This window comes from Kitasatospora sp. NPDC088391 (assembly GCF_044753345.1).
In the GTDB taxonomy this organism is placed as follows: domain Bacteria; phylum Actinomycetota; class Actinomycetes; order Streptomycetales; family Streptomycetaceae; genus Kitasatospora.
The window spans coordinates 109,586-120,957 of the sequence record NZ_JBIVNB010000016.1; the positions used below are offsets into that span (position 1 = coordinate 109,586).

General features: G+C 75.6%; 8 protein-coding genes. 6 read left to right on the top strand and 2 right to left on the bottom strand.

The genetic code is table 11. The features are described from left to right. Positions 1-28: 28 nt before the first annotated feature. Positions 29-1,273 (bottom strand): metallophosphoesterase, encoded by a 1,245-nt coding sequence (locus tag ACIQBJ_RS33115; protein ID WP_400718178.1) that lies wholly within the window; start codon positions 1,271-1,273, stop codon positions 29-31. A gap of 587 nt (positions 1,274-1,860) precedes the next feature. Here ACIQBJ_RS33115 and ACIQBJ_RS33120 point away from each other — a divergent pair. The 4 genes from ACIQBJ_RS33120 (at position 1,861) to ACIQBJ_RS33135 (ending at position 7,960) form a co-directional block, all read left to right on the top strand. Beyond that, on the top strand, positions 1,861-2,646 hold the full coding sequence (locus tag ACIQBJ_RS33120; RefSeq protein WP_400718180.1) for a lytic transglycosylase domain-containing protein: 786 nt from the start codon (positions 1,861-1,863) through the stop codon (positions 2,644-2,646). A 233-nt stretch (positions 2,647-2,879) separates the two neighbouring features. After that, positions 2,880-3,875, top strand: coding sequence for a glycosyltransferase family 2 protein (locus tag ACIQBJ_RS33125; protein ID WP_400718182.1), 996 nt, complete (start codon positions 2,880-2,882; stop codon positions 3,873-3,875). Positions 3,876-4,107: 232 nt separating this feature from the next. Then, positions 4,108-4,989: a hypothetical protein gene (locus tag ACIQBJ_RS33130; RefSeq protein ID WP_400718184.1), complete on the top strand. Its 882-nt coding sequence runs from the start codon at positions 4,108-4,110 to the stop codon at positions 4,987-4,989. 82 nt (positions 4,990-5,071) lie between these two features. Next, entirely contained in the window at positions 5,072-7,960 is a 2,889-nt protein-coding gene (locus ACIQBJ_RS33135) for an FAD-binding and (Fe-S)-binding domain-containing protein (protein ID WP_400718186.1), read from the top strand. 31 nt (positions 7,961-7,991) lie between these two features. On the opposite strand, the gene ACIQBJ_RS33140 is transcribed toward ACIQBJ_RS33135, so the two are convergent. After that, positions 7,992-8,990: a Gfo/Idh/MocA family protein gene (locus ACIQBJ_RS33140; RefSeq protein ID WP_400718189.1), complete on the bottom strand. Its 999-nt coding sequence runs from the start codon at positions 8,988-8,990 to the stop codon at positions 7,992-7,994. 178 nt (positions 8,991-9,168) lie between these two features. On the opposite strand from ACIQBJ_RS33140, the gene ACIQBJ_RS33145 reads away from it, so the two are divergent. Both ACIQBJ_RS33145 and ACIQBJ_RS33150 read left to right on the top strand, forming a co-directional pair. Beyond that, positions 9,169-10,116: a maleylpyruvate isomerase N-terminal domain-containing protein gene (locus tag ACIQBJ_RS33145; protein WP_400718192.1), complete on the top strand. Its 948-nt coding sequence runs from the start codon at positions 9,169-9,171 to the stop codon at positions 10,114-10,116. Positions 10,117-10,325: 209 nt separating this feature from the next. Further along, positions 10,326-11,282 carry a hypothetical protein gene (locus ACIQBJ_RS33150; protein ID WP_400718194.1) on the top strand — a complete coding sequence of 319 codons (957 nt, stop codon included), beginning with the start codon at positions 10,326-10,328 and terminating at the stop codon, positions 11,280-11,282. Positions 11,283-11,372: the final 90 nt, after the last annotated feature.

The following is an 11,372-nucleotide window of genomic DNA, read 5'->3' on the forward strand; positions in this document are numbered from 1 at the left end:
CGGGCGACGGGCCGTTCCCGTCCCGGGGTCAGGCCCGGAGCGAGGCGAGGGTGACGACGGTGATGTCGGAGGGCGCGCCGACCCGGACGGGCGGGCCCCAGGCGCCGGCGCCGCGGGTGACGTACAGCTGGGTGTCGCCGTAGCGTTCGAGGCCGGCCACGGTCGGGTTGGCCAGTTCGGCGAGGTAGTTGCCGGGCCAGAGCTGTCCGCCGTGGGTGTGGCCGGAGAGTTGCAGGTCGACGCCGTGCCGGACGCTGTCGTGGATGGTGACGGGCTGGTGCGCCATCAGGACGGCGGCCCGGGTGCGGTCGCGGTCGTCGAGTGCCCGCCCGTAGTCGGGGCCCTGGCCCTGGGCGGTGCCGGCGAGGTCGTTGACCCCGGCGAGGTCGAACCAGGGCAGCTCGATCCGGGCGTTCTCCAGCGGGTGCAGGCCGAGCTCGCGGACGAACTCGACCCAGGGCGCGGCGCCGGAGAAGTACTCGTGGTTGCCGGTGACGAAGTACGCCCCGTCCTTGGCCCGCAGGTCGGCCAACGGGCGGGCGGCGGGGCCGAGTTCGGGGACGGTGCCGTCGACGAGGTCGCCGACCACCGCGACCAGGTCCGGCTGGACGGCGTTGATGGTGTCGACGATCCGCCGGGTGTGTGCCTTGCCGAGGATCGGTCCGAGGTGGATGTCGCTGACCACCGCGATCCGGTAGCCGTGCGCGGCGCGCGGCAGTTTGGCCAGCGGGACGGTCACCTGCTTGACCCGGGGGCCGCGCAGCACCCCGTACGCGCCGTTGCCGACCACGCCGACCGCCACCCCGGCCGCGGCGCCCGCGACCACCCGGGAGACGAACAGCCGCCGGGAGGGCGTCACGGTCTCGGCGGGCTCGGCGGGCTCGGTCGCCTCGGCGGTCTCGGTGGCTTTGGTGGCCTCGGTGGCCTCCGCAGGGTGGGTGGTCCCGGCGGGCCGTCGGCGGGCGAGGCGGTGCAGCAGGGGGCGGACGGCCTCGCCGGCCAGCAGGGCGAGCAGGAGGTAGAGGAGGACGGCGAGCCAGAGGTAGCCGGGCCAGGCGAACCAGCGTTCCACCGCGAGCGGGAAGGCCCGGCCGCCGACCAGGGCGAGCAGCGAGAGGACGGGGAGCAGGACGATCAGCGCGGTGCCGGTCCGCCGGTACGCGCCGCCGGGCGCGGACACGTCCCGGACCGTCCGCCGCCACACGTACCAGTGCGCCAGCCCGAGCAGGCCGAGTGCCGCCACCAACGCCACCGCCACCAACGCGATCTTCATCGGGCCAGTATCGGGGCGGCCGGGACGGGTGGGACGTCCGGGGTCACCCGTCGGCCGGGGCGAGTCGTCGGTCGGCGCGGGTGGGGCGGGCGGCGCGGGTGGGGGCGGGCGCGGACGGCGAGTGGTCGATCGGGTGCGGACGGTGCCGGTGCGCGAACGGTTCCGTGCCGGGGGCTGTGAGGCCGCCCACACCGGGCCGGGGCACTACGACCCTCGATAGTCGGGGTGCGGCGGGCTCCCGGCGGGGGCGGCCGTCCGGCCTGTCGAGGGTGCCGATCGGAGCGGGGATTTCGCAGGTCAGGGGCGTGGCCGACAGGGGCGGGCAGTCGGGTCGTCCGGCCGGGCGCCCTGGCTCGGACGGCTGCGTCCGGTGTGGTTCCGCACCCCTTCCTCTACTACGGGGCGTAGTTCCGGTGCTGATTGATCGACAGTTTCGGGTCTGCCAAGAATGACCCCCATCCACCGGCCGGATCGCCTTTCCGCAGTCCACGGGTCCGTCCACCCGCTTCCCCTTTTCTGCCCCTCCGGCCTTCCGGCCCGCGCGAGATGAGGTCGCCGTGCAGCACCGCAGGACCCATCGCAGGACCTTGAGCCTCCCGGAGAAGCTCCGCCGCCACCGGCACGCGGTGGTGACGGGTGTCGCCACCCTCGCGGTGGCCGGCACCGCCACGTTGGCGATCGCCCTGCCGCAGGACTCGACGCCCGTCGCGGCGAGCACGGTCGCGGCCGACGCCCCTCGGCTGTCGACGGACGCGCTCGCGGCGTCCGCCGCGTCCGAGTCCGCCCGGGCCGAGGCGAGCGCCAGTGCGGCCAGTGCGAGCGCGGCTGGTGCGGCCAGTGCCAGCGCGGCCAGCGCGAGCGCGGAGGCCGCGGCGAGGGCGAAGGCCGAGGAGGAGGCCCGGGCCGCCGCTTCGGCGTCCGCCGCCGCCTCGGCCTCCGCGTCCGCTTCCGCCTCGGCCCGGGCGAAGGCGGAGGCGGCGTCCCGCGCGCAGCAGCGCCAGGCGCTGCCGAGCGGCACCCCCTCGGCGGTCGCGCCGTCCGGCTCCGGCGCCAAGTCCTCGGCATCCTCGGCGTCCTCGGTGTTCAGCGGGACGCCGCAGCAGATCGCGGCGCAGCTCGTCCCGGCGGGCCAGTTGCCGTGCTTCTCGAACATCGTGGAGCGGGAGTCGAGCTGGAACGTGCACGCGACCAACGCCTCCTCGGGGGCGTACGGGCTGATGCAGGCGCTGCCGGGCTCGAAGATGGCCTCGGCGGGCGCGGACTGGCGGGACAGTGCGGCGACCCAGATCAAGTGGGGGCTGCAGTACATGAACGAGACCTACGGCAGCCCGTGCGCGGCCTGGTCGTTCTGGCAGTCGCACAGCTGGTACTGAGCGGTGGCGCGGGCGGGGCGGGCACCGGTCCTCCCCGGCTCGCCCACCGTCCGTACATCTGACGATACGTCAGCAAGTCACGGCGTTCCGCCCTCTATCCGGACATTTCATCGCACACTCATGTCCGTTCGGTGAAGATTCCGCGAACGTCCCGCACGCGATGTCCGGATTAATCGCTTTCGAGCGGCTTCCGACCTTTGCCTCAGGCTGTCCCCGCCCATAGCCTCCCGCCCATGGCCCCACCACTGATCACCGTCGTACTGCCCGCCCATGACGAGCAGGGACAGCTCAAGGACTGTCTGGACTCGCTGCTCGGGCAGTCCTTCCGGGAGTTCGAGATCATCGTGGTGCAGACCCCCTCCCCGCACTGCTCGGAGCGGCTGGTCGAGGCGTACGAGCTGCGCGACGCCCGGGTCCGGGTGCTGCGGCTGGAGGAGGAGACCGGGATCGGGCGGGCCCGGATGGCGGGCGCCGCGCACGCGCGCGGGCAGTACCTGCTGTTCCTGGACGCCGACCACCTGGTGGCGGAGGACGCGTTCGAGGCGATGGCGGCGCGGCTGGCCGAGACCGGCGAGCCGGACGTGCTGCTGTTCGGCCACAACCGGGAGCACCGGGGCAAGCTCTGGCCGGGTGGCGCGGCCGACCTGCTCGCCGAGGTCGGGCCCGCGGTCTTCGCCCCGGCGGACCGTCCCGAACTGTTCGGCGCCCCGCCGCTGGTGTGGGACCGGCTGCTGCGGGCCGGCACCGTCCCGGCGTTCCCGGACGGCTTCTACGAGGAGGTCTCGGCGGTGCACCGGACCCTGCTCGCGGCCGGACGGGCGGCGGTGCTGGAGCGCGAGTGCGTGACCATCCGCCGCCGCCACACCCTGCACCCGGCGGGCAGTCCGGGCGCCAGCCACTTCGACCTGCTCGACCGCTACGAGAGCACCTTCGAACTGCTGGACGCGCAGCCCGCCGAGGCCGAGCAGGTCACCGCCGCGGTGCGCCCACACCTGTTCACCCGGATGGTCCGGCACTACCTGTTCGTGCTGGACCTGCCCGGCTGCCTGAGCCGCACCGAGCGCCCGCAGTTCTTCCAGCGCGCCGCCGAGCACTACCGGCGCTTCCTCCCCGCGGGCTACCGGAAGCCCGAGGGCCGCGAGGGCATCAAGTTCTCGCTGCTGTCCTCGAACTCGTACGCCACCTTCGAGGTCGCCAAGTTCTCCCGGCTGGCGGGCCTGGGCCGCTGAGCCCCTCCTGCGCACCTGTGCACCTGCAGTCCTCCAGTCCTGCGTACCGGTGCCGCCGGTGCGCCGCTCGACGCGGGCGGTGTACCAACGGCCCTGACCGGGCAAGGGAAGTGGTGGGGAACGGCGGGGCCTGACCGCCTGTCAGAAGGACGTGGACGGTAGAGTCCCTCCCCGCGCCGACACTCCCCCGCGCCAGCTCCGTGCACCACCGGACCGGAAGGCGAACTCCGCGATGTCCTCCCCTGCTTCGGCCTCCGCCGCGTCCCCGGGCGCGTCCGCCGCACCCACTGCGCCCACTGCGCCCACGCCCGCCGGTCCCGCGGACGTCCCGAAGCCCGCGGGTTCCCCGGCCTCCGACGCGGTGCTGTCGCTGGACGGCCCGACCCCGGACGTGACCGCGACGGCGAGTCCGCTGCCGCCGCAGCAGCAGCTGCCCGGCTGGGCGGTGCTGGTGCTGGGCGCGGTGCTGCTGGCCGAGGCGTTCGTCTGCGTGGCGCTGCTGATCAGCGTCTGGACGCCGCTCACCACGCTGACCGCGGAGCGCGCGCCGACCGGCGACCCGGCGGTGTGGACAGTGTTCGGCCTCGGCCCCTGGCGCCTGACCTCCAACACCGCGATGCTGCTGGCAGTCCTCGCCGCCAGCGGCCTCGGCAGCTTCGTGCACGCCGCGACCTCCTTCGCCACCTACGCGGGCAACCGCCAGCTGCTGCCGAGCTGGCTGCCCTGGTACCTGCTGCGCACGGCGATCGGCGCGGCGCTGGCCCTGCTGGTCTACTTCCTGCTGCGCGGCGGCCTGTTCGCCAACGGCACCGACGGCACCGCGACCAACCCGTACGGCTTCGCCGGGATCGCCGGCCTCTGCGGACTGTTCTCCAAGCAGGCCACCGACAAGCTCCGCGAGGTCTTCGACACCATCCTGACCACCAGCGACGGCGCGGGCGACGACGAGCGCGACGACAAGATCCAGCCCACCGCCCCGACCTCCCCCACCGGAACCGCCGCGGCGACCACCGGAGCGACCGCCGGAACGGCCCCCGCAGCCGCACCGCAGCCCGCCCCTCCGGCTGTTCCGGTCATCCCCGTCCAGGCGTCCGGCGCCCCCGACGCGGGCTGAGCGGGCGCCCCGCGACATCCCGCGACACCCCGGTGCGCGGTGGCCGGGCCGGGTTCGCGGGCCCGGCTGGGATGATCGGGGCATGTCCGACGCTCTCGCCCGTGCCCTGGCCGCCGCCGTCCGCGGGGAGGTGCGGTTCGACACCGCCGAGCGGGCCGTGTACGGGCAGGACGCGTCGAACTACCGTCAGGTGCCGCGCGGGGTGGTGAAGCCCGCCGACCGGGCGGACGTGCGGGCGGCGCTGGCGGTGTGCCGGGAGCACGGCGTGCCGGTGGTGGCGCGCGGGGCGGGGACCGGCATCGGCGGGCAGGCGATCGGGCCCGGCGCGGTGGTGCTGGACTTCCGGCGGCACCTGGGCCGGGTGCTGGAGGTCGACCCGGACGCCCGCACCGCGCGGGTCGAGCCGGGCACGATGCTGGACGAACTCCAGCGCGCCGCAAGGCCGTTCGGGCTGCGGTTCGGCCCCGACCCGTCCACCCACAGCCGGTGCACGCTCGGCGGGATGATCGGCAACGACGCGTGCGGCTCGCACTCGCTCGCCTGGGGCCGGACCTCGGACAACCTGCACAGCCTGGACCTGCTGCTCGCCGACGGCACCGAGACCACCGTCACCGGCCCGCTGTCGCCCGCCGAACGGGCCGCGCTGGCCGCCGCGCCGGGCCGACTCGGCCGTCTGCACCGGGAGTTGCAGGCGCTGGCGGCCGACAACCTGGCGCTGCTGCGGCGGGCGATGCCGGTGCTGCCCCGGCGCGGCTCGGGCTACCCGCTGGACGCGCTGCTGCCGGAGCGCGGCCACGACCTGGTCCGGGCGGTGACCGGCACCGAGGGGACGTGCGCGCTGCTGCTCGGCGCGACCGTCCGGCTGGTGCCCGAACCGGCGGCCCGGGCGCTGCTGGTGGCCGGGTACCCGGACGAGACGGCGGCGGCCGACGCGGTGCCCGGGCTGCTCCCGTTCGGGCCGCTGACCTGCGAGGGCATGGCGGCGGACCTGGTCGCGGCGCTGCTCGCCACCGGTCCGCGCCCGCCGGTGCTGGACCGGCTGCCGGACGGCGCGTGCTGGCTGTTCCTGGAGACCGGCGGCGCGACGCCCGCCGAGGCCGCCGACCGGGCGCGCGAACTCGCCGCCGCGGTACGGCGCGAGCGGACCGCCGCCGTCGCGGTGGTCACCGACCCGGGCGAGCAGCGGGCGCTGTGGGCGATCCGGGAGGCGGGGGCGGGCATCGTCACCCGGCTGCCGCCGACGGCGGACGGGCGGCCGGGCGGGGCGGCCTGGCCGGGCTGGGAGGACTCCGCCGTCCCGGTGGAGCAACTGGGTTCGTACCTGCGGCAGTTGCGGTCGCTGCTGGGGCGGCACGAGCTGCGCGGGGTGCCGTTCGGGCACTTCGGCGAGGGGTGCGTGCACCTGCGGCTGGACTTTCCGCTGCGCGAACGGCCCGAGGCGTTCCGGGAGTTCGTGCTGGAGGCGGCGGATCTGGCGGTGGCGCACGGGGGTTCGCTCTCCGGCGAGCACGGCGACGGGCAGGCCCGGGCCGAGCTGCTGCCGCGGATGTTCCCGCCGGAGGTGATCGGGCTGTTCGCCCGGTTCAAGCGGATCTGGGACCCGGCGGGGCTGCTCAGCCCGGGCCTGCTGGTCGAGCCGCGCCGGATCGACGCCGATCTCCGGTTCGCGGGAAGGGAGTTGCCGCTGGTGCTGGACTATCCGGAGGACGGCGGGAGCCTGCTGGGCGCGGTGCACCGCTGCGTGGGCGTCGGCAAGTGCGTGGACGACGCGGGCGGGGTGATGTGCCCGAGCTACCTGGCGACCGGGGAGGAGCGGCACTCCACCCGGGGGCGGGCCCGGCTGCTCGGCGAGATGCTGCGCGGCGACCTGGTGACCGGTGGGTGGCGCTCCCGGGAGGTCCGGGAGGCGCTGGATCTCTGCCTGGGCTGCAAGGGGTGCGCGAGCGACTGCCCGGTGCACGTCGACATGGCCACCTACCGGTCCGAATTCCTGTACCACCACTACCGGTTCCGGCCGCGCCCGGCCGCGCACCTCTCGCTGGGCCGGCTGCCGGCCTGGCTGCGGCTGGCCCACCGGGCGCCGGGCGCCGCGAACGCGGTGCTGCGCAACCGGTATGCGGCGGCCGTGCTGAAGCGGCTGGGCGGGATCGACCGGCGGCGGGCGCTGCCGGTCCTGCCCGGGCAGCGTTTCACCGCCTGGTTCCGGGCCCACCGGGCGGCGCGTCCGGCCGATCCGGCCGCCCCGGCGGTGCTGCTGTGGCCGGACTCGATGTCCGACCTGCTCGACCCGGCCCCGGCCCGGGCCGCCGTGCTGGTGCTGGAGCGGCTCGGCTTCCGGGTGGTGCTGCCGGACGGGCCGGTCTGCTGCGGGCTGACCCTGATCGCCAGTGGCCAACTCGGCGCGGCCCGGCGGGTGGTGGGCCGGTCACTGCGCCGGCTGCCGCCGGACCTGCCGGTGGTGGGCCTGGAGCCGTCCTGCACCGCCACCCTGCGGGCGGACTGGCCGCGGCTGCTGCCGGGTGTCGAACTCCCTTCCCGGGTGCGGACCTTCGCCGAGTTCCTGGACGAGCAGGACGAACAGGGGCTGCGGCTGCCGGAGTTGACCGGCGAGGCGCTCACCCAGGTGCACTGCCATCAGCACGCCGTCCTGGGCACCGGCGCGGACCGGCGCCTGACCGCGCGGCTCGGCCTGGCCGAGCGGCCGCTGGACGCGGGCTGCTGCGGCCTGGCGGGGGCCTTCGGTTTCGAACGCGGGCACTACGAGCTGTCGGTGGCGATCGCCGAACGGGCCCTGCTCCCGGCCGTCCGCGCGGCCGCCCCGGAGACCCTGCTGCTCGCCGACGGCCTGAGCTGCCGCACCCAGCTGACCCAACTGGTGCCGGGCGCGCGGCCGTTGCACCTGGCCGAACTGCTGCTGCGGGCCTTCGAGCAGCAGTCCGGCCCGGGCGGGGGGACTCGACGGGAGATCTGACGGGAGGTCTGACGGGAGATCCGACAGGAGGTCACTCGCCGGGGTAGCGCACCCCGGTCCGCTCGCGCACCGCGTCCAGGGTGCGCATCACGGCGAGCGTCGAGTCGTGCGGCACCAGCGGCGATTCGGTCTCGCCCGCGCGCAGGCAGCGCATCACCTCGGCGGCCTCCAGGCCGTAGCCGTGGCCGACCTTGGCCGGGCCGCGGAAGGTCTCGGGTTCGGCGCCCGCGCGGTGCAGGGTGAAGCCGGCGGGGTGGAAGAAGTCGCGGTCGATCTCGATCCGGCCGGCGCTGCCCTGGATCGAGGCGCGCTGGGCGCACTCGGCGTCGAGCGAGCAGGACAGCAGCGCGGTCGCGCCGCCGGGGTGGCCGAGCAGCATCGAGGTGCGGGCGTCCACGCCGAGGCTGCTGAGGCGGGCCAGGGCCTGCACCGAGTCCGGTTCGCCGAGCAGGAGTTGGGCGAAGGCGACCGGGTAGACGCCGAGGTCGAGCAGGGCGCCGCCGCCGACCGCCGGGTCCCACAGCCGGTGGCCCGGCACCTCCGCCTCGACGAAACCGAACTCGGCCTGCACGGTGCGGACTTCACCGATCGCGCCGTCGGCGACCAGTTCGGCGATCCGCCGCACGGTGGGGTCGAGGTAGGTCCACATCGCCTCCATCAGGAAGGTCTCGCGCTTGCGGGCCAGCGACACCAGTTCGGCGGCCTGGCCGTGGTTGAGGGTGAACGGCTTCTCGCAGAGCACCGCCTTTCCGGCCTCCAGCAGCAGTTTCGTCCCGGCGTGGTGCGCGGAGTGCGGGGTCGCCACGTACACCACGTCGACCTCGGGGTCGGCGGCCAGGTCCGCCGGGCTGCCGTGGGCGTGCGGGATGCCGTGGCGGTCGGCGAACGCCCGCGCGGAGTCGGCGCGGCGGGAGGCGACGGCGTGGACCTCGGCCCCGGGAACGGCCGCCAGGTCCTCGACGAAGGCGGTGGCGATGCCGCCGGTGGCGAGAACGCCCCAGCGGATCGGTCGGTCGGTGATCGGCTGCACGGTGGTCCTCCGGTCCGGCGGCTGGTGTGGACCACCTCACCCTATCCACCGTCCCACCTGCGGGAACAGCCCCGTCCACGAGTGCCGTCCCGGGCCCGGCGCGCACGCCACCTTCCCCGGCGGATTACCGGACGGTAGCCTCACGCTCCGTCCGCCACTGTCCCGGGGAGCCGCCGCCGTGCCCGAACGTCCCGCCCCTGCCACCGGTCCCGTCGCCGATCCGGCCGACGCCCACCGCCGGACCCGCCTCGCGCTCGCCGACGCCGTCGACCGGGTCGTCCAACTCCTTTCCTCCGCCGCCGACTTGCGCCAGCGATCGGCCCTGCCGGCCTGGACGGCGGGCGAGGTCGCCACCCACCTGTCGGCGGTGTTCCTGGCGTACTGCTCGACCGTGCCCGGCCAGGACGAGATGGCCGCCGTGGACTGGCCCGCCGTCCTCCCCGGCCCGGCGGAGGAGGCGCCCGGAGCAGGCGGGGCGGTGGCCGTGACGTCCGAACTGCGGCCCACCGAGGTCGGTTTCGGCGTCTGGATGGCGGAGGTCAACGCCCGGGCGATGACCCTGGTCGGCGAGCAGGTCGACGGCCGGCCGGGGGCGTTCCTCACCGAGCACGGCGCGCGCTTCCTGCGCACCACCGCCGCGCTCGACCCCGACACCGCGTTCCCCACCCCGTGGTACGGGCCGGAACCCCGGCTGACGGTGGCCGCCGCCACCGGGCTGCTGCTCAGCGAGTGCCTGCTGCACGGGCTGGACATCGCCCGCGCCGTCGGCCTGCCCTGGCCGATCGACCCGGACCACGCCCGGCTGGTGCTCGGCCAGGCGATGCCCACGATGATGCCGCGCGCCCTGGACCGGGACCTCGCCCGGGGCGTCGAGATCGCCTACGACCTCGCGGTACGCGGCGGCCCGCGCCTCCAACTCCTGATCAGCGAACAGAAGTTGACAGTGACCACCGGCGCGCCGCCGCGCACCCCGGACTGCCGGATCTCGGCCGACCCGGTGGCCTTCCTGCTGGTCGCCTTCCACCGCGACCCGCAGTGGAAGGCCATCCTCCGCGGCCGGCTCCGCGCGGGCGGCCGCCGTCCCTGGCTGGCGACCCGCCTGACCCGGCTCGTCCCGGCTCCGTAACCCCTCCACGCACCCCCTCCGCATCCCGACCCGCCCCGACCGGACCCGCCGCGACCGGCCTTGGGGGCACTCCCCCGGCCGGGGGACACGGCTCGTCCCGGCGGCCGATCCCGCACCACGGCGGCCGGGGCGAGGGTCGGGGCATGACCACTGACGGACAGACGCGGGGACGAGCCCGGTGGCGGCAACGGCCTTGCCCGGTGGGCCGGGTGAGCCGGGTGGCGGTGCTGTGGGCGGCGGCCTACGGCACGTTCGGCCTCGTCTGCGCGGGGACCGGGACGCCGGTGTTCCCGGGCGGCGAGCCGCCCGGGGGCGCCACGCTCGACTGGGTCGTCGTGGCGGTGGCCGCGCTGGCCGGCCCGGCCTGCGGGGCGGTGGCCCGCCACGGGCCGCGGCCGGCGCTGCGGGTGCTGCTCCGGGTGCTCTGCGGGGTGACGGTGGTCGCCGCGTTCGGCCTGCTGATGGACCTGATCACGCTGATGACCGGCGAGGGGGTGGACAGTCCGCCGGCGACCGTGAACCGCGCACTGGCCGCCGTCGGCGCGCTCCTGCTCGCGGCCGCCTCCCGGACGGACCGCCGCCCGACCGCCGGCCTCGTCCCACCGGCACCCTCCGCCGCCCCCGTCCGGGTCCAACTCGCCGCTGTCGGCGGCTCCGTGGCGTTCCTCCCGTACGTGGCGATGAAACTGGTCTGGGCGTTCGGCGGCACCTTCGCCGGGATCAGCGGCGAGGAGAACATCGCGATCTCCGTGCGCAACGGCGCCTCGGGGATCTGGCTCGCCCTCGAGTCCCGGGGCCTGGACGTCACCGCCCTGCTGGCCGCGCTCGGCGTCTTCCTGCTGTGGGGGCTGGTCCGTCCGTGGGGCCAGGTCCTCCCGCGTTGGACCTTCCTGCTGCGCGGCCGACGGGTTCCCCGCTGGCTGCCGCTGGCTCCGGCCCTGCTCGGCTCCGCCAGCCTCACCCTCTACGGGGTGCTCGGACTGGGCTACTGCGCCCTGGCCGCGACCGGGGTGGTGACGATGCGGCAGGGCGACGCGCATTCCCCGGGGGACGCGCTGCTGATGGCCTGGATCGGGATGACCGCGTTCGCCGGGTACGGCGTCGCGCTCACCGTCGCCGCCCGCTCGTACTGGCTCCGGAGCCGTCCGGCCCCCAGCGCCCCCTAGGAGCTGTCCGGCCGATCATGTGACTCGCTAGGCTCCCAGTCGCCTGGAAGGGGTGACTGCAGTGGTGATGGCTCGTGAGACTGCCGTTGC